The 25,358-nt window shown below is 72.1% G+C and carries 26 protein-coding genes; 19 read left to right on the top strand and 7 right to left on the bottom strand.

Translation table 11 applies throughout. The features are described from left to right. The first annotated feature begins 199 nt into the window (after positions 1 to 199). The 5 genes from proC to H5965_RS03905 all read left to right on the top strand — a co-directional run bounded on the left by proC (position 200) and on the right by H5965_RS03905 (position 4,015). Entirely contained in the window at positions 200 to 1,009 is an 810-nt protein-coding gene (gene proC / locus H5965_RS03925; protein WP_310967926.1) for a pyrroline-5-carboxylate reductase, read from the top strand. Between the two features lie 208 nt (positions 1,010 to 1,217). Continuing rightward, the gene (locus H5965_RS03920; RefSeq protein ID WP_013222402.1) at positions 1,218 to 1,433 is read left to right on the top strand and encodes a helix-turn-helix domain-containing protein; all 216 of its coding nucleotides are present in this window, start codon (positions 1,218 to 1,220) and stop codon (positions 1,431 to 1,433) included. A 155-nt stretch (positions 1,434 to 1,588) separates the two neighbouring features. Beyond that, complete coding sequence (locus H5965_RS03915) at positions 1,589 to 1,690, top strand: 30S ribosomal protein bS22 (RefSeq protein ID WP_007030867.1); 102 nt, start codon at positions 1,589 to 1,591, stop codon at positions 1,688 to 1,690. Between the two features lie 256 nt (positions 1,691 to 1,946). Beyond that, a complete protein-coding gene (locus H5965_RS03910) occupies positions 1,947 to 2,990 on the top strand; it encodes an NAD-dependent epimerase/dehydratase family protein (protein WP_310967925.1) in 1,044 nt (347 codons plus the stop codon). Then, positions 2,987 to 4,015 carry a lysophospholipid acyltransferase family protein gene (locus H5965_RS03905; RefSeq protein WP_310967924.1) on the top strand — a complete coding sequence of 343 codons (1,029 nt, stop codon included), beginning with the start codon at positions 2,987 to 2,989 and terminating at the stop codon, positions 4,013 to 4,015. The genes H5965_RS03910 and H5965_RS03905 overlap by 4 nt, the downstream gene beginning before the upstream one ends. Position 4,016: 1 nt before the next feature. Here H5965_RS03905 and H5965_RS03900 read toward each other — a convergent pair whose 3' ends face one another. From H5965_RS03900 to H5965_RS03880, 5 genes are all read right to left on the bottom strand, one after another. Further along, positions 4,017 to 4,799, bottom strand: a complete 783-nt coding sequence (locus H5965_RS03900) for a maleylpyruvate isomerase family mycothiol-dependent enzyme (protein WP_310967923.1) — start codon at positions 4,797 to 4,799, stop codon at positions 4,017 to 4,019. Between the two features lie 219 nt (positions 4,800 to 5,018). Beyond that, positions 5,019 to 5,927, bottom strand: a complete 909-nt coding sequence (locus H5965_RS03895; RefSeq protein ID WP_310967922.1) for a type II CAAX endopeptidase family protein — start codon at positions 5,925 to 5,927, stop codon at positions 5,019 to 5,021. Between the two features lie 101 nt (positions 5,928 to 6,028). Continuing rightward, a complete protein-coding gene (locus tag H5965_RS03890; RefSeq protein ID WP_310967921.1) occupies positions 6,029 to 6,916 on the bottom strand; it encodes an HAD-IB family hydrolase in 888 nt (295 codons plus the stop codon). A 74-nt stretch (positions 6,917 to 6,990) separates the two neighbouring features. Continuing rightward, positions 6,991 to 8,058 (bottom strand): DUF5667 domain-containing protein, encoded by a 1,068-nt coding sequence (locus H5965_RS03885; RefSeq protein WP_310967920.1) that lies wholly within the window; start codon positions 8,056 to 8,058, stop codon positions 6,991 to 6,993. A 114-nt stretch (positions 8,059 to 8,172) separates the two neighbouring features. After that, positions 8,173 to 8,865: a sigma-70 family RNA polymerase sigma factor gene (locus H5965_RS03880; protein WP_310967919.1), complete on the bottom strand. Its 693-nt coding sequence runs from the start codon at positions 8,863 to 8,865 to the stop codon at positions 8,173 to 8,175. Positions 8,866 to 9,179: 314 nt separating this feature from the next. Here H5965_RS03880 and H5965_RS03875 point away from each other — a divergent pair, with 314 nt between their 5' ends. From H5965_RS03875 to H5965_RS03845, 7 genes are all read left to right on the top strand, one after another. Continuing rightward, positions 9,180 to 10,691: an AMP-binding protein gene (locus H5965_RS03875; protein ID WP_310967918.1), complete on the top strand. Its 1,512-nt coding sequence runs from the start codon at positions 9,180 to 9,182 to the stop codon at positions 10,689 to 10,691. 10 nt (positions 10,692 to 10,701) lie between these two features. Beyond that, positions 10,702 to 10,941, top strand: a complete 240-nt coding sequence (locus H5965_RS03870; RefSeq protein ID WP_310967917.1) for a glutaredoxin family protein — start codon at positions 10,702 to 10,704, stop codon at positions 10,939 to 10,941. A 57-nt stretch (positions 10,942 to 10,998) separates the two neighbouring features. Further along, positions 10,999 to 12,555, top strand: a complete 1,557-nt coding sequence (locus tag H5965_RS03865) for a molybdopterin-dependent oxidoreductase (RefSeq protein WP_310967916.1) — start codon at positions 10,999 to 11,001, stop codon at positions 12,553 to 12,555. Positions 12,556 to 12,968: 413 nt separating this feature from the next. Continuing rightward, complete coding sequence (locus H5965_RS03860) at positions 12,969 to 13,901, top strand: redox-sensing transcriptional repressor Rex (RefSeq protein ID WP_310968489.1); 933 nt, start codon at positions 12,969 to 12,971, stop codon at positions 13,899 to 13,901. After that, entirely contained in the window at positions 13,898 to 15,205 is a 1,308-nt protein-coding gene (locus H5965_RS03855; RefSeq protein WP_310967915.1) for a glutamyl-tRNA reductase, read from the top strand. The genes H5965_RS03860 and H5965_RS03855 overlap by 4 nt, the downstream gene beginning before the upstream one ends. A gap of 20 nt (positions 15,206 to 15,225) precedes the next feature. Beyond that, entirely contained in the window at positions 15,226 to 16,155 is a 930-nt protein-coding gene (gene hemC, locus H5965_RS03850) for a hydroxymethylbilane synthase (protein ID WP_310967914.1), read from the top strand. Between the two features lie 86 nt (positions 16,156 to 16,241). After that, entirely contained in the window at positions 16,242 to 17,774 is a 1,533-nt protein-coding gene (locus H5965_RS03845; RefSeq protein WP_310967913.1) for a bifunctional uroporphyrinogen-III C-methyltransferase/uroporphyrinogen-III synthase, read from the top strand. A 48-nt stretch (positions 17,775 to 17,822) separates the two neighbouring features. Here the strand turns inward: H5965_RS03845 and H5965_RS03840 are convergent, their stop codons facing one another. Continuing rightward, positions 17,823 to 18,695, bottom strand: coding sequence for an NAD(P)-dependent oxidoreductase (locus tag H5965_RS03840; RefSeq protein WP_310967912.1), 873 nt, complete (start codon positions 18,693 to 18,695; stop codon positions 17,823 to 17,825). Further along, positions 18,692 to 19,486, bottom strand: coding sequence for an AraC family transcriptional regulator (locus tag H5965_RS03835; RefSeq protein ID WP_310967911.1), 795 nt, complete (start codon positions 19,484 to 19,486; stop codon positions 18,692 to 18,694). The genes H5965_RS03840 and H5965_RS03835 overlap by 4 nt, the downstream gene beginning before the upstream one ends. Before the next feature lie 85 nt (positions 19,487 to 19,571). Between H5965_RS03835 and hemB the strand changes: the two genes are divergently transcribed. The 7 genes from hemB (at position 19,572) to H5965_RS03800 (ending at position 25,352) form a co-directional block, all read left to right on the top strand. Next, positions 19,572 to 20,543 carry a porphobilinogen synthase gene (gene hemB, locus H5965_RS03830; protein ID WP_310967910.1) on the top strand — a complete coding sequence of 324 codons (972 nt, stop codon included), beginning with the start codon at positions 19,572 to 19,574 and terminating at the stop codon, positions 20,541 to 20,543. A gap of 17 nt (positions 20,544 to 20,560) precedes the next feature. Then, the gene (locus H5965_RS03825; protein WP_310967909.1) at positions 20,561 to 21,097 is read left to right on the top strand and encodes a hypothetical protein; all 537 of its coding nucleotides are present in this window, start codon (positions 20,561 to 20,563) and stop codon (positions 21,095 to 21,097) included. Continuing rightward, a complete protein-coding gene (locus H5965_RS03820; RefSeq protein WP_310967908.1) occupies positions 21,094 to 21,534 on the top strand; it encodes a hypothetical protein in 441 nt (146 codons plus the stop codon). The genes H5965_RS03825 and H5965_RS03820 overlap by 4 nt, the downstream gene beginning before the upstream one ends. 236 nt (positions 21,535 to 21,770) lie before the next feature. After that, positions 21,771 to 22,109, top strand: coding sequence for a hypothetical protein (locus H5965_RS03815; RefSeq protein ID WP_310967907.1), 339 nt, complete (start codon positions 21,771 to 21,773; stop codon positions 22,107 to 22,109). Positions 22,110 to 22,171: 62 nt separating this feature from the next. Further along, positions 22,172 to 23,452, top strand: coding sequence for an efflux RND transporter periplasmic adaptor subunit (locus tag H5965_RS03810; protein ID WP_310967906.1), 1,281 nt, complete (start codon positions 22,172 to 22,174; stop codon positions 23,450 to 23,452). After that, on the top strand, positions 23,449 to 24,153 hold the full coding sequence (locus H5965_RS03805; RefSeq protein ID WP_310967905.1) for an ABC transporter ATP-binding protein: 705 nt from the start codon (positions 23,449 to 23,451) through the stop codon (positions 24,151 to 24,153). Before H5965_RS03810 ends, H5965_RS03805 begins: the two co-directional genes overlap by 4 nt. Then, entirely contained in the window at positions 24,150 to 25,352 is a 1,203-nt protein-coding gene (locus H5965_RS03800; protein WP_310967904.1) for an ABC transporter permease, read from the top strand. The genes H5965_RS03805 and H5965_RS03800 overlap by 4 nt, the downstream gene beginning before the upstream one ends. Positions 25,353 to 25,358 lie beyond the last annotated feature (6 nt).

The following is a 25,358-nucleotide window of genomic DNA, read 5'->3' as shown; positions in this document are numbered from 1 at the left end:
CAGCGCGCCCCGGCGCGGCAGTCTCACCGCCGGCGCCCTGCGAGCGCACTCCCGGCATCCGGTGGCCCCAGCGCGCCCCGGCGCCGGGGCGCGCGCGGCAGCGTCACCGCCGGCACCCTCCGAGCGCACCCCCGGCGACCGGCGGCCCCAGCGCGCCCCGGCACCGGGGCGTCCGGCTTCGTTTGGCACCCTTGCCACCATGACGGTCATCGCGGTGCTGGGTGCGGGCAAGATCGGTGAGGCGTTGCTCTCGGGGCTGCTGCACGGTGGCCACGACGCCGGCGACCTCCTCTTCACCGAGCGGTACCCGGCGCGCGTCGATGAGCTGACCAGCCGGTACGGCATCCGGGGTGTCGAGGTCGAGGAAGCCGCCAAGCGGGCCGACATCCTGGTTGTCGCCGTGAAGCCGCAGGACATCGAGCCCGTTCTCGACGAGCTCGCTCCGCTGCTCGGGCCGTCCTCGCTCGTCGTCTCGCTCTGTGCCGGGCTGCCCACCTCGCTCTACGAACGGCGGCTCGCCGAGGGCGTTCCCGTCGTGCGGGTCATGCCGAACACGCCGATGCTGGTCAACGAGGCCATGAGCGCCATCTCCGCCGGCCGGTACGCGACCGGTGAGCACCTCGCCGTCGTGCGGGACCTGCTTTCGCACGTCGGCCAAGTCGTCGAGGTGCCCGAGGCGCAGCAGGACGCCGTCACCGCTCTGTCCGGGTCCGGGCCCGCCTACTTCTTCTACCTGGTCGAGGCCATGATCGACGCCGGGATCCTGCTCGGCCTGCCGCGCGCGCTCGCCGGGCAGCTGATCATCCAGTCGGCCGTCGGCGCGGCGAAGATGCTCGCCGAATCCGATGAGCACCCCGTGCTGCTGCGCGAGGCCGTGACCTCCCCGGCCGGGACGACCATCAACGCCATCCGCGAACTCGAGAAGCACGGCGTCCGCGCCGCGCTGCTGGCCGCCATCGAGGCCGCGAAGGACCGGTCGGTGGAGCTGGGCAAGGCTCACGAGAGCTGACTCCCGGGCGCCCGATTTCCCCGGAAAGGGCGATCGCCCGGGTCTTGCACGCGCCGGTGCTTGTGCGTTAGCGCTGGTAGGGGCCCATCTCGGTGACAGGCGTCGCATTAGTCCCACCAGTCCCGCTACTCTCGATAGAGCACGTGCGTGTCGATACCACAGGTGGGGAAGCCTCGTGGCGCGACACGTGTCGAAGGACGCGGTAAACATGTCGCCGAACAAGAAGGAGGATTTGCCCGCCGTCGGGCAGGTCCAGTTCCTGACGGTCGCCGAAGTGGCCACGCTGATGCGGGTCTCCAAGATGACCGTCTACCGTCTCGTGCACTCGGGTGAGCTGCCCGCCGTCAGGGTCGGCAAGTCCTTCCGGGTGCCGGAAAAAGCAGTGCACGAATACCTCCAGGGTGCCTACTACGACGTGGGTTGATCCACGGCCCGGCCGGCGGCACGCCGTGTTACGACGTGCCCGCTGACCGGCCCGCCCGGGGAGACGGGTAACCTGGAAAACCGCTCGTGCCTGTGCGCTCCACCCGTTGGACGCTGCGCCGGGCAGCGTGACCGACGTCGACCTAAGGAGCGCCCATGGGCTCTGTGATCAAGAAGCGCCGCAAGCGCATGTCGAAGAAGAAGCACCGCAAGCTGCTTCGCCGTACGCGCGTCCAGCGTCGTAAGGCCGGCAAGTAAGCCTGCCGAGTGTGACCGTGGCCCGTCCAGTCTCTGGACGGGCCACGTCCATGTGGTGGGCACGGTCCGCCCGTTCGAGTGAGGCGTTCGTCGCTTTCCGGGGAAACCGGTGTTAATAGCACGTGAGACAGCCCGGAGCTACCACTGAAGAGCGGTAACATCTCAAGGGCGTCCGCGCGATGCTTCCAGTGAGTGCAGGTTCGCGCGCCTCGGGTGACTGTCCACCCCCCACTTGCCCTACGCCGCAGGGAGTCGCATGCCGTCGAACATCGTGCTCGTCACCGGGGTCGCCGGGGAACTGGGCGGGAAACTGCTCGCCCGGCTGGGCAACAACCCCGACTTCGAACGGGTCATCGGTGTCGACACGGTCCCGCCCGACAAGACGGTCCTGCAGCGCATGGGGCACGCGGAGTTCGTCCGCGCGGACATCAGGAACCCGTTGATCGCCAAGGTGATCAGCACGGCCAAGGTGGACACGGTCGTGCACGCGTCCTGCACCGCGCACCCGGCCGGGCCGGGGCGCCGCACGGCGATCAAGGAAGTCAACGTCATCGGCACCATGCGGCTGCTCGCCGCCTGCCAGCGCTCGCCGCTGGTCCGGAAACTGGTGGTCAAGTCGACGGCGGCGGTCTACGGCGCCGGCGCCCGCTCGCAGGCGGTGTTCACCGAGGACTCCGAGCTCATCCCGACGTCGACCAGCGGATATGCGAAGGACGCCGTCGAGATGGAGGGGTACGTGCGCGGCCTGGTGCGCCGCCGCCCGGACATCACGACCACGCTGTTCCGCTTCGCCAACATCATCGGTCCCGAGACCGACACCGTCCTCGCGCGCTACTTCGCGCTGCCGGTGGTGCCGACGGTCTTCGGCTACGACGCGCGGATCCAGCTGCTGCACTCTTCGGACGCGCTGTCCGTCCTGGAACGGGCGACCCTGACCGACCGGCCCGGCGTGTTCAACGTCGGCGCGGAGGGGGTACTCACCCTTTCGCAGGCGATCCGGCGGGCCGGCCGGGTCGAGCTGCCGATGCCGCGGAGCGTGGTGCCGTCGGTCGGCAAGGTCCTGCGTGGTGCGCGCGTCGTGGACTTCTCCGCCGACCAGGTCCGGCTGCTGAACTTCGGCCGGGTCGTCGACATCGCCAAGCTGAAGCAGGAGTTCGGCTACACCCCGCGCTGGACCACGCGGGAGGCGTTCGACGACTACATCGTCGGACGCGGGCTCCGCCCGGTGCTCGACGGCGGCAAGCTGGCCGGGCTGGCCGGCAAGGTGCTCGTCGCGGCGGCGACGGGGCAGAGCCGATGACCAGGCCACACGACTACTTCGGAAGCGAGGCGGGAACGGTGGGCGGTGCCGAAGCGCAGGTCATCCCCCTGCACGGACCGGGCCGGGAGAAGCCGGAAGCCGTGGAAGCCGAGCGGGACCTCCGCGAGCAGGCGGAGGCGCCGGTCGTCGCCTTCCCCGGCGGCGTCGACCGGCCGGCGCCGGACGAGCCCCTTTCGGACGCGGCGCGCTCGGCGCTCGGCTTCATCCGCGACCGGCTGACCGGCGATTACACGGTCGACGAGTTCGGCTTCGACGCCGAGCTGACCGAGGCGGTGTTCCTCCCGCCGCTGCGCGCGCTGTACAAGAAGTGGTTCCGCGTCGACACGTACGGCGTCGAAAACCTCCCCACGGCCGGTGGCGCGCTGCTGGTGTCCAACCACTCGGGCACGATCCCGCTCGACTCGCTGATGACGGCGGTGGCGGTCCACGACGAGACGGGTGGCCGTCACCTGCGCGGACTGGGCGCCGACCTGGTGTTCCAGGTGCCGCTGGTGGGGTCGTTCGCTCGCAAGTCCGGCCAGACGCTGGCCTGCCACGCCGACGCCGAGCGCCTGCTGCGCAAGGGCGAGCTGGTCGGGGTGTGGCCGGAGGGCTTCAAGGGGGTCGGGAAGCCGTTCGCTTCGCGCTACAAGCTGCAGCGCTTCGGCCGCGGCGGCTTCGTGTCGGCGGCGCTGCGGGCGGGTGTGCCGATCATCCCGGTGTCGGTGATCGGCGCCGAGGAGATCTACCCGAAGCTGGGTGACATCAAGGTCCTGGCGCGGATGCTCGGGCTGCCGTACTTCCCGGTGACGCCGTTCTTCCCGATGCTGGGCCTGCTGGGCGCGGTCCCGCTCCCGACGAAGTGGAGCATCGAGTTCGGTGCCCCGATCGCGACGGATTCCTACGGCCCGGACGCCGTCGACGACCCGATGCTGGTGTTCCAGCTGACCGACCAGGTGCGGGAGTCGATCCAGCAGACGCTGTACCAGCGGCTTTCGCAGCGGAAGTCGGTCTTCCGCGGCTGAGTCAGTCGCTGACGTGGGCGGTGTGGTCGAGCCAGTGCCGAGCGAGCTCGGCGTCGCCCTCGACCGTGGTTTCGGTCAGCGGCATCCGCCGGGTCAACGTCAGCAGCAGTGACGCGGCCGGGCCGCTGATCGTCACGTCGGCCGGTCCGGTCTTGTGCTGCCAGGTCGCCCCCTCGGGGCGCCGCTCGATGAACCACGCGCCGTCGGCGATGTCGGTGGCCCGCCACTGCAGGGTCTGCCCGGAGCCGCGAATGGCCTGCGCGGACGCGGGCCGCTGCAGCTCCCAGGTCGGCGAGGTGAGCATCGTCAGGTGGTTGGTGACGAGCGCGGCCGCGACGTCGGCTTCGACGTCGGCCGGCCGGCCCGCCGCGGCGGCCCCGTCGAACCCGTGGACAACGGCCTCGTTGAGCATGGCGGACAGCCAGAACCGCGTCCCGGACCGCTCGTCCCCGGAGGCGTTGAACACCGGCGCGTCGAGCGCGTCATCGGAACACGCGGCCGCGACGCGGTCCGCCGCCTCCGCCAGCCAGGCCGGCCACGCGCCCGGGTCGGCGGGCAGTTCCGGCAGCTCGGTGGGCAGCCGGGTGGGATCGGTGATGCGGCGCTCGACGATCTCCGCGACCCAGTGCTGGGTCTGCCCCAGGTGCCGCACCAGATCGGTGACGGTCCACTCCGGAGCCGTCGGAACGGCAGCGTCGGGGCCGGCCGCCGCCGCGGCTTCCGCCAGGCGCCGGGTGTGGTCGACGATCGCTCGCCGGGTGCGGTCCGTGGTCAGCTCGGTCATCGGGTGTCCTCGGTGTTCGGGGCGCCCCCCTGTGGGTGCCTTCGCTCGAGCGTCGAACGACGGTGGTGCGGATCGACACGCCCCCGGCGGAAATCTTCCGTGCCCTCGCACGGCCGTGGCTTCCGAGGGTGACGCTCCCCGAAGGTCGCGAATGACTCATTCGGGACCTCGGACGTCCCGAATGAGTCATTCGCGACACCGCGGGCCGGGGGGCCTCGCTCAGGCTTCGAGTTCGCGGGCTTTCGGCCGGTAGCCCAGCCGTCCCCGGGTGGCGATGAGCAGGACCAGGGCCACCGCCGTCGAGGCGAGCAGGAATGCGTGGGTCGTGTCCTGGGCCCGCAGCGACGGGAACATCTCCGACCAGGCGATCGAGAAGAAGTTGTTGACGCTCGTGTGCAGCAGCATGGCGAGCGGCAGGCTCTGGCCGGTGCGGTTGAACACCCACGTCATGATGATGCTGAAAGTCACGCAGGTGGCGACGAACTCGATCGGCGTCAGCCAGGTGACGTCCGGCCAGCCACCCCACTCGCTGAAGAACAGCGGCAGGTGCCACACGCCCCACAGCGGGCCGAGGATCAGCGTGCCGCCGAGCGGTCCGTAGCGCTGCTGGAGGCGGGGGAGGGCGAAGTCGCGCCAGCCCGGTTCCTCCGCGAGTCCGGTCGTCACCATCTGCAGCAGCAGGCCGGGCAGGTAGGCCACCAGCGTCGCCACGGCCGGGGCGAGGGGAGTCTGCTCGGTCAGCGCCATCGTGGCGATCGTGAGCAGGGCCGGCACGCTGAGCACCACCGCCACGTACCAGAACCAGTGGACCCGCCACTTGAACAGCCGCGCGGTCCACCGGCGGAGGCCGGTGCGTCCGTCGGCGAGGGCGGTCACCAGGAACGCCGCGGCGATCGGGCCGAGGTAGGCGCCCGGCAGGACGCCGGCGAACTGCGCGGTGCCGAGCAGCTCCGGGAACCGGAAGTGGAGGACGCCCAGTCCGTTCTCCGACAGGATGTACGGCGTCCACGCGACCCAGCTCAGCAGGTTGGCCAGGGCGAAGAACCAGGTCAGCGGGTGCCTGCGGAGGCTGTTCCGCAGCCTGCCCCCGCCACCGGTCCGCTCTTCGATGTCCACTCGGGTTGCCACCACACTGTCCCTTCGGGAGTTGCTCTTCCGATGGGAAAAGCACACCAGCCGAAGGCGGCCGGGTCATTCCCGCGAGCACCCGAAGCGGGGTAGCGCAGGCGCTACCGGCGGCGGTAAGCCATCCCGGCCGCCACCGCACCGGCCAGCGCTCCGGCCCCCAGCACCGATGGCACGCCGATCTTCGCGGCCTTCCGGCCGGTCCGGAAGTCCCGGATCTCCCAGCCCCGCGCCCGGGCGACGTCGCGCAGCCCGCCGTCGGGGTTCACCGCGACCGCCGTGCCGACCACCGACAGCATCGGGATGTCGTTCGCCGAGTCCGAATACGCCGTGCAGCGCTTCAGGTTCAGTCCCTCGCGCGAGGCCAGGGCCCGCACCGCGTGCGCCTTGGCCCGCCCGTGCAGCAGGTCACCCACCAGGCGGCCGGTGTACACACCGTCGCGGGTCTCCGCGACCGTGCCCAACGCGCCCGTGAGACCGAGCCGGCGGGAAATGATCGCCGCCAGCTCGATCGGGGTGGCCGTCACCAGCCACACCCGCTGGCCCGCGTCCAGGTGCATCTGGGCCAGCGCGCGGGTTCCGGACCAGATCTTGTCCGCCATCAGCTCGTCGTAGATCTCTTCGCTGATCGACGTCAGCTCCGCCACCGTGCGGCCGGCCACAAAGGACAGTGCGCGCTCGCGGTGGGTCTTGATGTCCTCTTTGTTCTCCCGGCCGCCGAGGCGGAACTTGATCTGGCCCCAGACGAACCCGGCCAAGTCCGACGACGTGAAGAACTTGCGCGCGGCCAGGCCGCGGGCGAAGTAGAAGATCGACGCGCCCATCATCATCGTGTTGTCGACGTCGAAGAACGCGGCCGCGGTCAGGTCCGGCGGCGCGGGCGGGGCCGGGGGTTCGGACAGGGCGTGCGCGGCCTCCGCCGACGCCTCACCCGCCAGCGCGGCGAGCCGTTCGAGCTCCTGACTCTTGTCCTTGCCACGCCAAGCTGACACGTACACCGCCTCCACGTCTCCTTCGCACAGCGTAGCGAGCCGCCCACCGCGCCGTCGCAGGTGTGGGCCGGACCTCAGCCGATGATGATCGGCGGAAGCCCCGGCAGTAGCGGCGGCAGCGAGATCAGCGGGGGCTGGGACGTCGTCGTGGTCGGCGCCGGCGGGCGGGACGTCGTCGACGGCTGGCCGAACACCGGGGGCGGGGTCACCCCACCGGTCGGTGCCGGGATGCCCGGGGTCGCCGCGGCGTCCGACGGCGGCAGCTGCGTGCCCGTCGGCGTCGGCGTCGTGCTCTCCTGCGACGAAGGCGCGACCGACGCCGTCGGCTGCCCCCCGGCCGCCGGAGCGGGCCGCTGGGTGCACTCGCCGGTCGCCGGGAGCGGGCCCAGCTCGTCCGCCGCGCCGGTGGTGATCTGGTAGCAGTTCATCCGCGCCACCAGGCCGCTCGCCCGCTCCTGGACCTTGCTCAGCAGGTCGCGGACGTCGCCGAACACCGGGGCGGCGTCCGCCGGGAGCCGCAGCGCGGCCAGCCGGGCCGCCTGGTTGCGGGCCCACAGCCGGACGTCGGACAGCGCCTGCGTGCCGCCGCCGTCGGTGGTCGCCACGGTGGACAGCTGGGCGACGCCGGCCCGCAGGTCGGCGGCGAAGTCGTCGTACGCGGTCCGGTAGTCGGCGGCGCTCGCGTCTTCCGCCGCCAGCTCGCCGAGCTCGGTGATCCGGTTGGTGGCGAACTCGAGGTGCTTGCGCGCCTTCTCCTGGTCACCGAACGTCAGGCCCAGCGCGGTCGACTCGCCGGCGCGCTTGACGCCGTACAGCGGGTCACCGGGCAACGCCGTGCGCGAGAGCACCAGCGTCAGCCCCGAGAGCACGAGGAAGAGGAAGAGCGCGGCGGCCACCAGGTCGGCGGTCCGCGGCCGCCACCTCCGACGCGGGGTGGTGGCCGCCGCCGTCTCCAGGCGGCCCGCGATCTCCGCCCGGATCCGCTGCCGCGTCTCCAGGTCCGGTGACCCGGCCGCGCCGAGGTCGCGCAGGGCGCCGACGATCGCGAGCTCGTCGGCGAACTCCCCGTCCCGGCGGACCGGCGACGGTTCCAGGGCACGCGCGAACCGCTCGCTCTCGGCTCGCTCACGCGCAAACCTCACGGCGCTGCTCTCCATCCCGGGCTTCGGCCGGCCTGACACCGGTCTGCGTGGGGTAACGATCCAGAAGCCGCCAGGGTTACCGGTTTCGGCCGACGAACGGAAAAGTTCGCGGGTTCAGCGCAATCCGGTGGGCAGGAGTTGTGCCAATCGGCGTACGGCGCGGTGCTGGAGCGCCTTGATGGCGCCTTCGTTGCGGTTCATGATCTCGGCCGTCTCGGCCACCGACAAGCCCTGCAGGAACCGCAGGACGATGCATTCGCGCTGGTCCTCGCCCAGCTCGGCGACGCAGCGCAGCAGCTCGGCCCGGGTGGCGCGGCTGATCGCCTCCTGCTCGGGGCCCACCTGGGCGGTCGCGCCGACGCTGAACGGCGCCGAACCCGGCTCGGTGACCTCGTCGGTGACCACCTCGAGCTTGAACCGGCTCGACTTGACGTGGTCGAGCACGAGGTTGCGGGCGATGGTGACGAACCAGGCGCCGACGTCACGTCCCTGGTAGCTCACCGACGTGATGCGGCGCAGCGCCCGCAGGAACGTCTCGCTGGTGACGTCCTCGGCGAGGTCGCGGTCGCCGAGGCGGAACAGCACGTACCGGTAGACGACGTCGACGTAGCGGTCGTAGAGCCGGCCGAACGCGGACGAGTCGCCGTCCTGCGCGGCCCGCACCAGGTCCCAGGCCTCGGCCTTCGCCGCCTCGGCGCGCTCGTCGTCGGCCGCCTGCCTGCTCAGCGGCACGGACGGCGCCCGTCCGAAGACGCGCTCGGCGAACATGAAGACGGGCCCACGGCTCACGGCGGTCGGCACGGTCATCGGGCGGCACCTCCGGCGGTGGCTTCGGCCCAGCGGGCCACGGTACCCCCGGAACGGCGGCGAGCAGGGATCGGCCGGCTCGCATGCCCCACGACCTCGTGGGCAGGCAAGTTCCTCACGGCGACTCCCTCTCTCCGGCCGCGGCGGTGATCAACACCACCGGCGCGACGCAGTGCAGCATACGTGTAGTTACCGCTAAGTAGGTAGTGGTTCCGGGGTTGCGCAGACGCGACGCTCGCGGTCAGCACCCATGACGTCGCTTCAGATGACAGACTTGCAACGGTTGACGCCGGGCGAGAAGAGGTGGGTCGCGGGTGAGTGCTCCAGAAGGGACGCAGCCGGGGGTCGGCGGGCTGCTCACACGGGCCGCGGCGACGTGGCCGGAGCACCCGGCCGTGGTCGAAACCGGCACCGGGCGCAGCCTGACCTACCGCGAGGCCGACGCGGCCGCCCAGGCCCAGGCCCGCCGGCTGGCGGACGCCGGGGTCGGCCCCGGCGACCGGGTGGGGCTGCGGCTGCCGACGTCGGTGGACTTCGTCATCGCCTTCTTCGGCGCGCTGCGGGCGGGCGCCGTGGTCGTCCCGCTGTCGCCGCAGGTGCCCGGGCCCGAGCTCGAGAAGCTCCTCGAGCACAGCGGCGCGAAGGTCGTCGTCCAGCGCGACGCCGAGGGGGATCTCCCCGACGGCGTGAGCGGTCTCACGCCGGGGGTTGACCCGGACGGAGGAGGGGATTTCCCAGACACCGGCCGGGCCGGCGAGGACATCGCGGTCATCTCGTACACCTCGGGCACGACCGGCCCGCCACGCGGGGTGATGCTGTCGCACCGCGCGCTGCTGGCGAACCTCGAGCAGATCAGTGCGGTCGAGGGCGTGCTCGAGCAGGACGACCGGGTGCTGATCACCATCCCGCTCTTCCACGTCTACGGCCTCGGGCCCGGCCTGCTGCAGGCCACCGCGGTCGGCGCGACGGCGGTGCTCTCCGAGCGCTTCGAAGCCCAGCGCACGCTGGACGACTGCGCCGAGCACCGCGTCACCTCGATCACCGGCGTCCCGACGATGTACGGCGAGTTCGCCGCGTTCGGCGCCGACGAGCTCCGCCGCGGCCTGGCCACCGTGCGCCGGATGACCTCGGGCGCCGCGCCGCTGCACCCGAAGGTGCTGACGGCCATCCGCGAGGCCACCGGCCTCGACGTCTACGAGGGCTACGGCCTCACCGAATGCGCGCCGGTGGTGACGTCGACGCTGGTCACCGGCTACCCGAAGCCCGGCTCGGTCGGGCGGCCGCTGCCCGGGATCGAGCTGCGGCTGGTGGACAGCGACGGCACCGACCAGGCCGTCCCGCTCGACCCGGACGACGTCGACGACGTCTTCGAGGCCGAGGGCGAGACCGGGCTGGTGTCGATCCGCGGCGCCAACCTCTTCTCCGGCTACTGGCCCGACGGCGGCCACGGCCCGGACGACGAGGGCTGGTTCCGCACCGGCGACGTCGGCTACCTCGACACCGACGGCGACCTGCACCTGGTCGACCGGGCCAACGACCTGATCATCGTCAACGGCTTCAACGTCTACCCGCGCGAGGTCGAGGAGGTCATCGGGCAGCTGCCCGAGGTGGCCGAGGCCGCGGTCGTCGGCGTCGTCGACGAGCGCAGCGGCGAGGCGGTGAAGGCGGTCGTGGTGCCGTCGGCCGGGGCGGCGCTGTCCGAGCAGCAGGTCGTCGACCACTGCGCGGCCCACCTGGCCGGGTACAAGGTGCCGCACCTGGTCGAGTTCGCCGAGTCGCTGCCGCACTCGGCCACCGGGAAGCTGCGCCGCCTGCGGCTGCGGTAGGAAGGACGGTATGGCGCACGAAGTGACGGTGCTGGGCCGGGACGGCTGCCACCTCTGCGAGGTCGCGGAAGCCGAGGTCGCGCGGATCTGCGGGGAGCTCGGCGTGGCGTGGAAGGCCGAGGACGTCGACACCGACCCGGAGTGGCGCGCGGAGTACGGCGACCGCGTCCCGGTGATCCTGGTCGACGGCGCCGAGCACGGGTACTGGCGCGTCGAAGAGGACAGGCTGCGGCGCGCGCTGCAGCCGTAACCGGCTCGTAAGGGCGATCGAGCAGCCGCTTCACGTCTTCGCTCCGAAGATGGAGACGTGAGCACTCTGCAAGAAGCGCCGCCCGAAGCGCCCCGGCGGCTCTCGCTGCCGGTCGCGACGCTGATCGGCCTCCTCGCGCTGGCCGCCGCCCTCGGCGTCGGGCACCTGGTCGCGGGCTTCGTCGGGTACACGGCGTCGCCGTTCATCGCGGTGGCGAACTACGTCATCGACCACAGCCCGACCGCGATCGTGAAGTGGGCCGAGCGAACGCTGGGCACCTGGGACAAGCCGGTGCTCAAGCTCGGGCTCGCGGTGGTGCTGGTCCTGTTCGCGCTGCTCGCCGGGCAGCTCTCGCGCCGGACGCCGCGGGCCGGGCAGATCCTCGTCTTCGTGCTCGGTGCCGCCGGGGTCGCGGCCGTGTTCGCACGCAGCGACCTCGGGCAGGTTTCGCTGCTCGCGCCGGTCGCCGCCCTGGTTGCCGGGCTCGCGGTGTTCACCTTCCTGCACCGGCTCGCGCTGCCCGTCGACGTCGGGCCGGACCGGGGCTTCGACCGGCGGAAGTTCCTGCGCGCCGGGGTCGGCGTCGCCGCGGGCTCGGGCCTCGCGGCCGTCGTCGGCCAGGTCGCCGGGACCAGCTCGAACGCCGAGGACTCGCGGGCCGCCGTCGGGCCGCTCGTGCCCGCGCGCACCGCGCCGCCGCTGCCCGCGGACGCCGACTTCGCGAAGCTCGGCTCACCGCCGTTCCTCACGCCGAACGCGGACTTCTACCGGATCGACACCGCGCTGGTCGTGCCGCAGATCCGCACCGAGGACTGGAGCCTGAAGATCCACGGGATGGTCGACCGCGAGGTGACCTTCTCCTACGCCGACATCCGCAACCGGCCGCTGGTCGAGCGCCGGGTGACGCTGACCTGCGTGTCCAACGAGGTCGGCGGGCCGCTGATCTCGAACGCGTCCTGGATCGGCGTCGACCTGGCGGACCTGCTGGACGAGGCCGGGGTGCAGGCGGGCGCGGAGCAGATGTTCGCGACCAGCGTGGACGGCTGGACGTGCGGGACGCCGGCGAACGTCGCCCTCGACCCGGCCCGCGGGGCGATGCTGGCGATCGGCATGAACGGCGAGCCGCTGCCGGTCGAGCACGGCTTCCCGGCGCGGATCGTCATCCCCGGCCTCTACGGCTACGTGTCGGCGACGAAGTGGGTCGAATCGCTCGAATTCACCAAGTGGGACGCCCGCCAGGCGTACTGGCTGAGCCGCGGCTGGGCCGAGCAGGCGCCGATCAAGACCGAGTCCCGCATCGACACGCCGAGCGGCTTCGCGGGCGTCACGGCGGGCAAGGTCCGGCTGGCCGGCACGGCGTGGGCGCAGCACACCGGGATCGCGAAGGTGGAGGTCCGGCTCGACCAGGGCGAATGGCGGGAAGCGACGCTGTCGGCGGAGGTGAGCAAGGACACCTGGCGGATGTGGTGGATCGAGCTGGACGTGCCGAAGGGGACGCACCAGGCGTCGGTCCGGGCCACCGACTCCGGCGGCTACACGCAGACGGAGAACCGCGCGGACCCGGTCCCGGACGGCGCCACCGGCTGGCACTCGGTCACCCTCGACGCCCGCTGACCGCCCCAAGCGCCTCGGCCCGGTGCCGCGAATGACTCATTCGGGACGTCCGAGGCCGCGAATGAGGCATTCGCGGCAATGGGGCGCGACCGATCGGGACTGGCCGCTCGCAGCGCGGGACCGGCCGTTCGCCGCGCCGCCGTGGGGACGTCGCCGGGCGGCAGTCGATCACCGCCCGGGTGGACGAGCGCCGGAAGTGCCTGGCGGACAAGGATTCTGACGCCGCGTCATGATCGTGCGGTCGTCGGAACCGCCTCCGACCAGTGACTTTGTGCGTGCGTTCACAAGTGGTCTACCGTAGGAGCGTCGCCCGGGACGGGCCGGTATCGAACCGGACTCCGGGGCCTGGGTCAAGACACAGTTCCGAATGGCGATGGCCGCCAGACGTGCACAGCGGGCAGGAGAACTACGGCGTGGTGACACAGCGGGGGAGGCGCGACGCGGCGGACTCCCCGGGCCGGGCGCCCCGGCGGCCCCGCCGTCCGGCCGGCCCCGACGCCGACAACGCCCCCGACGCCGACAACGCCCCCACCGCCGAGATGCCCGCGGTACCCGCCGGTGAGCCGGGCCGCAACGGGGATGCCCCCGAGGCCGTCCGGGCCAAGTCGATTCCCGAAGCCGCCGTCGCGCGGCTCGCCGTCTACCTCCGCGTATTGTCCGGAATGTCGGAACAGGGCGCGACCACCGTTTCGAGCGAAGAACTGTCGCAGGCCGCCGGCGTCAATTCCGCGAAGCTGCGCAAAGACCTCTCCTACCTGGGCTCCTACGGCACCCGCGGCGTCGGTTACGAGGTCGGCGTCCTGGTCAGCCAGATCGAGCGCATCCTCGGCCTGACCCGCCAGCACAAGGTCGCCGTGGTCGGGATCGGCAACCTGGGCCACGCGCTGGCCAACTACGGCGGCTTCCCGGGGCGCGGCTTCCCGGTCGAAGCGCTGTTCGACCTGGACCCGGACCTGATCGGCGTGCCGGTCGGGGGCCTCCCCGTCTCGCACATGGACGACATCCCGCGGATCTGCGCCGAACGGGGCATTTCCATCGGCGTGATCGCCACTCCGCCCACCGCCGCGCAATCGGTGTGTGACCGCCTGGTCGCGGGCGGTGTCCAGTGCATCCTCAACTTCGCCCCGGTCGTTCTGCAGGTTCCTGCTCACATCGAGGTCCGCAAAGTGGATTTGGCCGTGGAGCTGCAGATACTCTCGTTCCATGTGGCCCGCCGAGCGGATGACGCCGCTGGCAATCAGGGCAATTCCGGATTACCTGCGGGCGTACTGCCGTCCGAAAATGGGAACGGCAGGCGGAACGGCTCGGGACCGGACGGCGGACGGGAAATGGTGGTGCGCTCATGAGCGTGTTGGCGGTCGGTCTTTCGCACCGGAGTGCGGAGCTGAGCACGCTGGAACGCGTCGCGGTGCCCGCGCCCGAGGTCGGCAAGGTCCTCGACGAGCTGCAGCAGGCCGAGCACGTCAGTGAGGTCATGCTGGTCTCGACGTGCAACCGGATCGAGGTCTACGCGGTCGTCGAGACCTTCCACGGCGGCCTCAACGACGTCTCCGAGGTGCTCGCCCGCCAGGCCGGGATGGCGCCCGCCGAGCTCTACGACAGCCTGTACGTCCACTACGCCGGTGCCGCCGTCGAGCACCTGTTCTCGGTCACCTCGGGCCTGGACTCGATGGTCGTCGGGGAGACGCAGATCCTCGGCCAGATCCGCGGCGCCTACGCCACCGCCCGCGAGGCCGGCACTGTCGGCCGCACGCTGCACGAGCTCATCCAGACCACGCTGCGCGTCGGCAAGCGCGTGCACAGCGAGACCGGCCTCGACCAGCTCGGCGCGTCGGTCGTCTCCGAAGCCCTCGCCGCGGCCGGGGACGTCACCGGCAAGCACGCCGTCATCGTCGGTGCCGGCTCGATGGGCGCGCTGAGCGCCTCGCAGCTGCGCAAGGCCGGGATCGGCGAGATCACCGTCGCCAACCGCACCGACGCCCGCGCCCGCCGCCTCGCCGCGAACGTCACCGAGCAAGGCGTGCCGGCCCGCGCGATCCCGCTGTCCGCCGTCGCCGACGCGGTCCGCGACGCCGATATCGTGATCTGCTGCACCGGCGCGCAGGACGCCGTCTTCGCCCCGGAGCACGTGCTGCCGCGCGGTGGCCGGGAGCTCGTCGTCTGCGACCTGGGCCTGCCGCGGGACGTCGACCCGGAGGTCGGCGAGCTGGCCGGCGTCCGGGTGGTCGACCTGGCCACCATCCAGCGCCGGATGCGCGAGGCGGGCACACCGACCACCGAGCGCCAGACGGCCAAGGCGACCGGGATCGTCCTCGACGAGGTCCGCGACTACCTCGCCGGGCAGCGCAGCGCCGAGGTGACGCCGACGGTGACCGCGCTGCGCCGCCGCGCGGCCGAGGTCGTCGACGCCGAGCTGCTGCGGCTGGACAACCGCCTGCCCGGCCTGGACGGCGCCGTCCGCGAAGAGGTCGGCCGCACGGTCCGCCGGGTGGTCGACAAGCTGCTGCACGCGCCGACGGTGCGGGTGAAGCAGCTGGCCGCCGAGACGGCCGACACCGACTACGCGAACGCGTTGCGTGAACTGTTCTGCCTCGACCCGCAGGCGCCCGCCGCGGTGGCGAGCCCGAAGCCCCCCTCAGAGAAGAAGTAGCAGTGACCAGAGTCATTCGCATGGGTACGCGCGGTTCGAAGCTCGCGCTCGCCCAGACCGGGACCGTCGCCGACGCCCTGCGCGCCACCGGCGCCGAGGTCGAGATCGTCAAGGTGACCACGCCCGGTGACCAGTCCTCCGCGCCGATTCCCACGATCGGGGTCGGCGTCTTCACGTCGGCGCTGCGGGAAGCGTTGCTGCGCAACGAGGTCGACGTCATCGTCCACTCGTACAAGGACCTGCCGACCGCCCCCGAACCGGGCATCTCGCTGGCCGCCGTGCCCCCGCGCGAGGACCCGCGGGACGCGCTGGTCGCCCGCGACGGGCTGACGCTCGGTGAGCTGCTGCCGGGCGCGAAGGTGGGCACGGGCTCCCCGCGGCGCACCGCGCAGCTGCGGGCGCTGGGTCTCGGTTTGGAAATCGTGCCGATTCGCGGCAATATCGACACCCGCATGCGCAAGGTGTCCGACGGCGAGCTCGATGCCGTGGTGCTCGCGCGTGCCGGACTGGCCAGGATCGGCCGGGCCGAGGCGATCACCGAGACCCTCGACCCGATCCAGATGCTGCCCGCGCCCGCGCAGGGTGCGCTCGCGGTGGAGTGCCGGGCCGCCGACGTGGACCTCGAGCAGCTGCTCCGGTCCACTTTGGACGACGAGGGCACGCGGGCCGCGGTGACGGCCGAGCGTTCCCTGCTGGCCGCGCTCGAGGCGGGGTGCAGCGCGCCGGTGGGCGCGCTCGCCGAGGTCGTCGAAGACCTCGACGCCGAGGGCAAGGTCGTGGAACGGATCTCGCTGCGCGGCACCGCCGCCGCGGAAGGCGAGAACGGCGCGGTGGACATGGTCCGGGCCTCCGCGCTGGCCGACAAGGACCAGGCCGCCCAGCTGGGCAAGGACCTGGCCGCCGAGCTGCTGGACCTGGGCGCCGGAGCACTCTCCGGACCCGCGCAGTAGCGCTCTCGCGAGCGCTTCGAAGAGACGTGTAGGAGACCTGCGTCCGTGCATTCGCGCACGGTCGCCGCAAGAGGAGAAACGCACAGATGACCCCCGCGCGAAAGACCACCGGGCGCGTCGCGTTCGTGGGCTCCGGCCCCGGCGACGCCGGCCTGCTCACGGTCCGTGCCCAGGAGCTGCTGACCAAGGCCGAGGTCGTGGTGACCGACCCCGACGTCCCGCAGGCCGTGCTGGCCATGGCCGCCGAAGGCGCCGAGGTCCGGCCCGCCGTCGGCGAGGCCGCCGAGGTCGCCAAGGACCTGACCACCGAGGCCAAGGCCGGCCGGCTGGTGCTGCGCCTGGTCGCGGGCGACCCGCTGACCACCCCGGCCGTGGTGGCCGAGGTCCAGGCGGTCGCGCGCACGAGCGCCGTGTTCGACGTCATCCCGGGCGTCTCCCCGGCCGCGGCCGTCCCGGCGTACGCGGGGGTCGCGCTGGGCGGCACGCACACCGAGGTCGACGTCCGCGGCGACGTCGACTGGGCGGCCCTGGCCGCCGCGCCCGGCCCGCTGGTGCTGCACGCGACGTCGGCGCACCTGGCCGAGGCCGCGTCGGCGCTGACCGGCAACGGCGTCCCGGCGTCCACCCCGGTCGCGGTCACCGCGAACGGCACCATCAACACCCAGCGGACCCTCGACACCACGCTCGAGAAGGTCGCCAACGACGCGGGCGAGCTCGTCGGGCCGCTGATCGTCACGATCGGCCAGGCCGCCGGCCACCGCTCGAAGCTGTCGTGGTGGGAGTCGCGCGCGCTGTACGGCTGGAAGGTCCTGGTGCCGCGCACCAAGGAGCAGGCCGGCGAGATGGCCGAGCGCCTGCGCGGCCACGGCGCGACGTCGCACGAGGTGCCGACCATCTCGGTCGAGCCGCCCCGCAGCCCGGCGCAGATGGAGCGCTCGGTCAAGGGCCTGGTCGACGGCCGCTACCAGTGGATCGTCTTCACCTCCACCAACGCGGTCCGCGCGGTGTGGGAGAAGTTCGAGGAGTTCGGGCTCGACGCCCGCGCGTTCTCCGGCGTGAAGATCGCCTGTGTGGGTGAGTCGACCGCGGCGAAGGTGCGCTCGTTCGGCATCATCCCGGAGCTGGTCCCGTCGGGCGAGCAGTCGTCCGAGGGCCTGCTGGCCGAGTTCCCGCCGTATGACGACGTGCTGGACCCGGTCGACCGCGTGCTGCTCCCGCGGGCGGACATCGCCACCGAAACGCTGTCGGCCGGCCTGCGCGAGCGCGGCTGGGAGATCGACGACGTGACGGCGTACCGGACCGTTCGGGCCGCCCCGCCGCCCGCCGAGACCCGCGAGATGATCAAGACCGGCGGCTTCGACGCGGTCTGCTTCACCTCGTCCTCGACCGTGCGGAACCTGGTCGGCATCGCCGGCAAGCCGCACACCCGCACGCTGGTCGCGTGCATCGGCCCGAAGACCGCGGAGACCGCGGTCGAGTTCGGGCTGCGCGTGGACGTCCAGCCGGAGAAGGCGGACGTGCCGCACCTGGTGGACGCCCTGGCCGAGCACGCGGCTCGGTTGCGTGCGGAGGGTGCGCTGCCGCCGCCGCGGAAGGCGAAGCGGGCGCGCCGCTCCTGAGGTTCTCGACGTCGAAGGCCGCCCCGGTCGGGGCGGCCTTCGGTCGTTTCAGCGGTCGTTGGTCTCACGCCACTTCAGGTAGTCGGCCACCGAGGCGGGGACGTCGAACCGGGGCTTGAAGCCCGTGTCCTCCGTGAGCCGCGAGATGTCCAGGTACGGGCCGTTCGAGCCGCCCGGCTGGAGGGTGGCGCCCAGCGCCGACGCGAACTCGCCGTAGGTGAACGGGCGGCCGCTCGACACGTTGTAGACCTCGTGGTTCAGCGTCGGTGCCGTCGTCAGCAGGGCGATCGCGCGGCCCGCGTCCGGGGCGTAGCAGACGTCGCCGCCGTCATCGGTGTGCAGGTGCGAGGTTCCGGTGTTGACCAGCGAAGGGATCGGGCAGAACGGCGACTCCGGGTCCACCAGCGGGCCCCAGATCGTGCCGATGCGCAGCACCACCGGCTGGATGCCGCTGCCCGCCAGGCTGTGCGTCGTCAGCGGCTCGACCGCCTTCTTGTACGCGATGATCAAGTGCGGCAGCGACGCCGTCAGCAGGGGGAGGTCTTCCGTCCACGGGACCTCGGGACGGCCGATGTACACGCCGAGGCTGCTCGCGACCGCGAACCGGCGGACGCCCCACGCGCGGGCCGCGGTCAGCGCGTTCAGCAGCCCCGCGGTGTCCGTGCGGAAGAACTCGACCGGGTCCTCGCCGGGGATGCTGCCGGCGAGGTGGACGATGTCGGTGATGTCGTGGCGCGAACCCAGCGCCAGAACGGCCTCGCGATCGGTGACGTCGAGGGCCTCCACCGTCACGCGGCCGGCCAGGAACGAGGGGACTTCCGTGCGCCGGTGGGCCGTCACGACCACGTCGTGGCCGAGGTCGAGGAGCGCGCGGGCGGTGTGGGCGCCGATCATGCCGAGCCCGCCGGTGACGAGGATCATCGCGCCAGGCTAAGGACGCCGTCCCGGGGTTTCTTGAACGAATCGCGCAGGAAGGGCAGGTAGGACGCCGAGTGGTCGTGGCCGCAGGCGCACTCCTCGACGCTGCCGCCGAGCAGCTCCCGCGGGGTGAGCCCGGTCAGCCGGAGGCACTCCCGGCCGAGGTGAGCCTGGTCGGCGTACCCGGCGTCGGCGGCGAGCCCGGCCGGGCTGCCGGCGCCCGCCTGGGCCAGCGCGAGGAAGCCCTGGAACCGGAGCGTCCGCTGCAGGACCTTCGGCGCGACGCCCACCGCGCGCAGGCAGCGGCGGCGCAGCTGGCTGGGGGAGAGCGCGAGGTAGCCGGCCAGGGTGTCGATGTCGACCGGGCGCCACGGCATCAGCAGGCGCACGGCTTCGGCGACCAGCGGGTCCACCGCTGCCACGGGCAGCCGGGCCTGGAGGACCTCGAGGGCGTGCTCCGGGGACGCGGTCGCGGCGACGGCTTCGGCCAACCGGTCGTCCCCGAGGTCGACGTGCTGGTCGACCAGCTCGTCGAGGGGTACCGGCAGCGTGGGCGCGGCACCCGGGTGGAACCGGACGCCGACGAGGGTCGTGCGGGCCGGGATGACCTCGAGCCGGGCCGCGGTCAGCGGGCCCAGCAACCGGGGGCGGCCGCCGAGGGGGACGTGCAGCTCGGCGCCGCCGGTCGGCAGGTGCCGCTGGAGGTACGGATCGTCGCCGGTGCGCTGGAACCAGACCGTCCGCACGAAGGGCGCCAGCCGCGGCACGGGCAGGCGTTCGACGTACTCGGTCACCCCCGTACCGAATCGCCCGCGCGAACCGGCGTCAAGCGCACCCTTGCGGAACTCCGGCAAAAGCCGCGGGAGTACCTTGGGAGGGGTGTTCCCCGAGCATCGTCCCCGCAGGCTTCGCACCACACCGGCCATGCGCAGGCTGGTGGGCGAAACGACACTGCGGCCACGCCAGCTGATCCTCCCGATGTTCGTCGCCGAAGGGATCGACGCGCCGCGGCCGATCTCGAGCATGCCCGGCGTCGTCCAGCACACGCGCGACACGCTGCGGAAGGCCGCCGTCGACGCGGTCAACGCCGGGGTCGGCGGGCTCATGCTGTTCGGCATCCCGGCCACGCGGGACGCCGAGGGCTCCGGCGCGGTCGACGAGAAGGGCATCCTCAACGTCGCCCTGCGCGACCTGCGTCACGAGCTGGGCGACGCCACCGTGCTGATGGCCGACACCTGCCTCGACGAGTTCACCGACCACGGCCACTGCGGCGTCCTGGACGCCGACGGCGGGGTCGACAACGACGCCACCCTGCGGATCTACGCCCAGATGGCGATCGCGCAGGTCGAAGCCGGGGCGCACGTGCTCGGGCCGTCCGGGATGATGGACGGCCAGATCGGCGTCATCCGCCGGGCGCTCGACGAGGTCGGCCACAAGGACGCGGCGATCCTCGCCTACTCCGCGAAGTACGCCAGCGCGTTCTACGGCCCCTTCCGCGAGGCCGTCGACTCGCAGCTCAAGGGCGACCGCAAGACCTACCAGCAAGACCCGGGCAACGGCCGCGAGGCGCTGCGCGAGATCGAGCTGGACCTCGCCGAGGGCGCGGACATGATCATGGTCAAGCCCGCCCTGGCCTACCTGGACGTCATCAAGGCGGCGGCAGACATCTCCCCGGTCCCGGTGGCGGCGTACAACATCTCGGGCGAGTACGCGATGGTCGAGGCCGCCGCGGCGAACGGCTGGCTCGACCGCGAGCGGACGGTCCTCGAGGTGCTGACGTCGATCCGCCGCGCGGGCGCGGACATGATCCTCACCTACTGGGCCGCGGAAGCCGCTGCGTGGCTGGACTGACGGGCTAGAGTCCTCGCGTGGCAGAGAACGACGACCTGACCGGTCTGACCGACGACGAACGGCGCAAGCAGGGCCGCTCGCCCGACCCGGTGCTCCCCGGCGAGAAGGCGCCCAAGGCGACTCCGCCGCGCCCGGTGGCCGTGTCGTTCTGGCTGTGGCTGGCCGGCGGGGTGGTGCTGATCCTCGGGTACGTCCAGCTGATGGCCGGCAAGTCCGCGGTCATCGACCGGTACGTCGAGGGCACCAAGGACCCGAAGATCACGCCGCAGATGATCGCGGACGGCGTCACGGCGATGCTGTGGTTCCTGCTCGTCGGGTCGATCGTGTTCACGCTGCTGTTCCTGCTGTTCGCGTACAAGGCCCGCGAAGGCACCCGCTCGGCCCGGACGGTGCTGACCGTCCTGCCGATCGTGATGGTGCTGCTGATCTTCACGTTCGCGCCGGTGCTGACGTACCTGACGCTGGTCGCGGTGCTGCTGTTCGTGATCGCGCTGGTGCTGCTGTACCTGCCCTCGGTGAGCGGCTACTTCCCCAAGGTCGGCAAGAAGCTGTGAGGCTGTACGCCGAGTCCGGCGTGAGCTGGGCGGCGATCGGCTGGGGTCCGGTGTTCGCGCTGGTGGGTGCGCTCGCGGAGCTGGCGACGGGCGGTCCGGTGCACGTGGTGGGCTGGCTGCTGGTCGGCTTCGGCCTGTGCGTGATCACGATGCCGTGGGTGTACGCCCGGCGCCGGTTCCTCTCGGTGGAAGTGACTTCCGAGCAGCTGCGCCAGGGCCGGGAGAAGGTGCCGGCGGCGGAGATCGCCTCGGTGACGGACGTCGGGACACCGGTGGGCGCGCGGGTGCTCGGCGGCGGCTGGTCGGTGCCGCGGAAGTACGACTCGCTGCCGGTCGAGCTGGCGGACGGCACAGTGGTGCTGGCGTGGGCGAAGGACGTCGAGGCCCTGCGGGACGCGCTGGACCGGCTCGTCCGGGCGACGCCGCGCGAAGCATGAGGCCGGCCGGGTAGGTGGGGTGGGCCGGGTTGTGTCGGTAGTGCTCGGCTTTGTCGCGCCCCGCCCCTGGGCGCCCCCGCCGCGCCGCGCGCCTCCTGCCTCGCGCCTCGAGCCCCCGGTGCGGGAGGCGTAGGAGCCGTCGGCTCGCTCCGCGGTTTCCGTCGCCGAAGTCCTGCGGGACGCGCTGGACCGGCTCGTCCGGGCGACGCCGCGCGAAGCATGAGAAAATCGCCGGCGTGATCGACCTTCCGCAGCCCACCGGGGCCGAACTCTGGCCGCCGGAAGAACCCGGCCCACCCGCGAGGCTGCACAAACCCTGGCGGACGCTCGTCGCCGTCGTGGAGGTCGTGCTCGCCGTGCTCGCCGGGTGGGTGGCCTACCTGTGCTGGCACGACAGCGTCGCCACCGTCGTCACCCGGACCGATGACGGCGCCGCGCTCGAGTCGCACCGGTACTTCGGGGGCCTGCTCGCCGCCGCCATCGGGCTCGGGACCGTGGCCGCTCTGCTGCTCGTCGACGCGGTGCGTCAGCTCGCGCTCGCCATCCGTGCCCGGAGCCCCAAGCCGAAGGCCTGATACACAGCTCGCGCACAGGCAACGAACAGTCAATTGCTAAGCACCCGCACCAAAGTTGCCGCATGACGCGCGTGCGTGCCTCGAAGGCATGGGTGATCAACGGAGCTCTGGTCGTACTGCTGGCCGGGGCGGGATTCGGGATATACCAGGCATTCAGCCCCGAACCGAGCTCGGCGCAGGCGCAGTCGCGCAGCACCCCGGTCCGCCGGGCGACGGTCACCGAGACCGTCTCCGCCGCCGGGACGCTCGCCAGCAGCTACACCGGCGCGGCGAACTTCGCGACGGCCGGCAAGGTCACCTCGATCGACGTCAAGGTCGGTGACGTCGTCAGCGCCGGGCAGAAGCTCGCCACCGTCGACAGCACCCAGGCGGCGAAACAGCTTCAGGTCGCGAAGGCGAACCTCGCCGTCGCGCAGGACGGCCTGGACACCGCGGAAACCGCCGAAGCCACGCCGGCCAGCGGGCAGAACAGCCAGAACGCCCAGACCAACGCGGCCAACAACGTCACCTCCGCGCAGGCGAAGCTCGACCAGGCCGAGCTGGACGTCCAAACCGCGCAGCAGGCGCTCGACAACACAGTGCTGTACGCGCCCGGCGCCGGCACGGTCACCGCGATCAACGGCACCGTCGGGCAGCAGTCCTCCAGCGGCTCCTCCGCCACGGCGCAGTCGTCGAGCAGCAGCGGCAGCGGCCAGGGCGGCCAAGGCTCGTCGAACTCCAGCTCCGCCGCGTCTTCGTCGTCCGGCAGCAGCTCGGGGTTCATCACCATCACGAACCTGACCGGCCTGGTCGTCGACACCTCGGTCGCGGAGATCGACGTCAGCAAGGTCAAGGCGGGCCAGAAGGCCACGGTGACGCTCAACGCGCTGCCGGACAAGCCGATCCAGGCCACCGTGTCGAGCATCAACCTCACCCCGACCACCAGCGGCAGCGTCGTCTCCTACGGCGCGCAGCTGGCTCTGGCCAATCCGCCGGACGGGCTGCGGCCAGGCCAGTCGGCGAGCGTGGTGATCACCGTCGCCGAGGCGGACGACGCGCTGAGCGTGCCGGCCGCGGCCGTGCAGGCCGTCGGCAGCACCAACCTCGTCACCGTGCAGGAAAACGGGCAGAACGTCACGCGCCAGGTGCAGGTCGGGCTGCGCGGCGAGTCGACCGTCCAGATCACCTCCGGGCTGACCGAAGGCGAGAACGTCGTGCTCACCGCGACGGCCTCGACCGGGACCACCGGCGGCACCGGGCGCACCGGTGGCACCGGCGGGTTCCCCGGCGGCGGGACCGGTGGGTTCCCGGGCGGCGGCCAGCGCGGCACCGGCGCGGGCGGCGGCTTCGGCGGCCGCGGGTGAACCCGGTGATCGCGGTCTCCGGACTGCGCAAGACCTACGGCGCCGGCGAGACCGCCGTGCACGCGCTGCGCGGCGTCGACCTCACCGTGTGGCCCGGCGAGTACGTCGCCATCATGGGCGCGTCCGGCTCGGGGAAGTCCACCCTGCTGAACATGCTGGGCTGCCTCGACGTGCCGACGTCCGGCCGGTACCTCCTGGACGGGTTCGGCGTCGGGAAGTTGAACGAACGGCAGCTGGCGTTGCTGCGCAACCGGAAGATCGGCTTCATCTTCCAGTCCTTCAACCTGGTGCCCCGGACGTCCGCTTTGTCCAATGTGGAGCTTCCGCTCGTCTACAGTGGACTGCGCCGCTCGGAGCGACGCCGGCGCGCGCTCGCCGCGCTCGACATGGTCGGGCTGTCCGACCGGGCCAAGCACCTGCCGAGCGAGCTCTCCGGTGGCCAGATCCAGCGCGTCGCCGTGGCGCGGGCGCTCGTCACCGGCCCGGCGATGCTGCTGGCCGACGAGCCCACCGGCAACCTCGACCGGCGCAGCACCGAGGACGTCCTCGGCGTCTTCGACCGGCTCAACGCCCTCGGCCGCACGATCGTCGTCATCACCCACGAAGACGAGGTCGCCGAGCACGCGCACCGCGTGGTTCGCGTCGACGACGGCTTGATCGTGTCGGACGAAGTCACGCGCGCGGTGGGGGCGGTCTCGTGAACCTCCTCGAAATCCTGCGGTTCGCCGTGCGCGGGCTCACCGCGAACAAGCTGCGCTCGGCGCTGACCACGCTCGGCATCACCATCGGCGTCGCCGCGGTGATCCTGCTGGTCGCGGTGGGCAACGGCGCGTCGGCGGCGATCGCGGCCAGCATCCAGGGCCTCGGCACCAACGTCGTCAACGTCTCCCCGGCCCGCGGCGGCGGCCAGGGCGCGACCGCGCGGCCGCTGACCGTCCAGGACGCGCACGCGCTCGTCGACCCCGTCGGCGCCCCCGACGTCAAGGCCGCCTCGCCGGTGGTCAACACGACGGCGACCGCGACCTACGGGCAGACGTCCTACGACATCTCCAGCGTCGCCGGCACCGAACCGGCGTACTTCACCACGACGAACCGCGAGCTCGCCCAAGGTCAGTTGTTCACCGGCGAGGACGTCACGGCCGCGCGGAAGGTCGTCGTGCTCGGCCCGACGACCGCGGAGTCGATCTTCGGGGCGACCGACCCGGTCGGCAAGAACGTGCTGCTGAACAGCATCCAGTTCACCGTGATCGGGGTGCTGCAGGCCAAGGGCAGCACCGGCCTGCAGAACGCCGACGACGTCGCCATCGCGCCGATCTCGGCGGTCCAGAACTCCCTGGCCGGGTACGGCAGCCTCAGCCAGATCGCCGTCCAGGCCACCAGCGCCGACGCCGTCTCGCTGGCCCAGTCCGAGATCACCGCCATCCTCAACGCCCGCCACGGCATCCGGCTCGGCGGCACGCCGGACTACCAGATCCAGAACTCCGAGCAGCTGCTCGCGACGCGGACGTCGGCGACCGAGACGTTCACCGTGCTGCTGGCCGCGGTCGCGGCGATCTCCCTGCTGGTCGGCGGGATCGGCGTCACGAACATCATGCTCGTCACGGTCACCGAGCGGATCCGTGAGATCGGCATCCGCAAGGCCATCGGCGCCCCGCGTGCGGCCATCCTCGGCCAGTTCCTCGCCGAAGCGACCATGCTCAGCCTGTTCGGCGGGCTGCTCGGCGTCGCGATCGGGCTGATCGGCAGCCGGTTCACCATCTCCGGGATCAAACCCGTGGTGGTGCCCTCGTCGATCCTGCTCGCCTTCGCGGTATCCGCCCTGATCGGGCTGTTCTTCGGCAGCTTCCCGGCGAACCGGGCCGCCAAGCTGAGGCCCATCGACGCCCTGCGTCACGAATAAGGAGTC

Source organism: Amycolatopsis sp. 505 (assembly GCF_031625235.1).
Taxonomy (GTDB): Bacteria; Actinomycetota; Actinomycetes; order Mycobacteriales; family Pseudonocardiaceae; genus Amycolatopsis.
The sequence above is the reverse complement of the archived record's forward strand: the minus strand, read 5'-3'. Positions and strand labels throughout refer to the sequence as shown.

What these genes read in the sequence shown, in the direction of transcription:
- H5965_RS03880 (WP_310967919.1), bottom strand. Translation starts at nt 8,865, where the DNA reads ATGACCGTGCCGACCGCCGTGAGCCGTGGGCCCGTCTTCATGTTCGCC.
- proC (WP_310967926.1), top strand. Translation starts at nt 200, where the DNA reads ATGACGGTCATCGCGGTGCTGGGTGCGGGCAAGATCGGTGAGGCGTTG.
- H5965_RS03845 (WP_310967913.1), top strand. Translation starts at nt 16,242, where the DNA reads ATGACCCCCGCGCGAAAGACCACCGGGCGCGTCGCGTTCGTGGGCTCC.
- H5965_RS03855 (WP_310967915.1), top strand. Translation starts at nt 13,898, where the DNA reads ATGAGCGTGTTGGCGGTCGGTCTTTCGCACCGGAGTGCGGAGCTGAGC.
- H5965_RS03905 (WP_310967924.1), top strand. Translation starts at nt 2,987, where the DNA reads ATGACCAGGCCACACGACTACTTCGGAAGCGAGGCGGGAACGGTGGGC.
- H5965_RS03870 (WP_310967917.1), top strand. Translation starts at nt 10,702, where the DNA reads ATGGCGCACGAAGTGACGGTGCTGGGCCGGGACGGCTGCCACCTCTGC.
- H5965_RS03920 (WP_013222402.1), top strand. Translation starts at nt 1,218, where the DNA reads ATGTCGCCGAACAAGAAGGAGGATTTGCCCGCCGTCGGGCAGGTCCAG.
- H5965_RS03810 (WP_310967906.1), top strand. Translation starts at nt 22,172, where the DNA reads ATGACGCGCGTGCGTGCCTCGAAGGCATGGGTGATCAACGGAGCTCTG.
- H5965_RS03840 (WP_310967912.1), bottom strand. Translation starts at nt 18,695, where the DNA reads ATGATCCTCGTCACCGGCGGGCTCGGCATGATCGGCGCCCACACCGCC.
- H5965_RS03900 (WP_310967923.1), bottom strand. Translation starts at nt 4,799, where the DNA reads ATGACCGAGCTGACCACGGACCGCACCCGGCGAGCGATCGTCGACCAC.
- hemC (WP_310967914.1), top strand. Translation starts at nt 15,226, where the DNA reads ATGGGTACGCGCGGTTCGAAGCTCGCGCTCGCCCAGACCGGGACCGTC.
- H5965_RS03915 (WP_007030867.1), top strand. Translation starts at nt 1,589, where the DNA reads ATGGGCTCTGTGATCAAGAAGCGCCGCAAGCGCATGTCGAAGAAGAAG.
- H5965_RS03910 (WP_310967925.1), top strand. Translation starts at nt 1,947, where the DNA reads ATGCCGTCGAACATCGTGCTCGTCACCGGGGTCGCCGGGGAACTGGGC.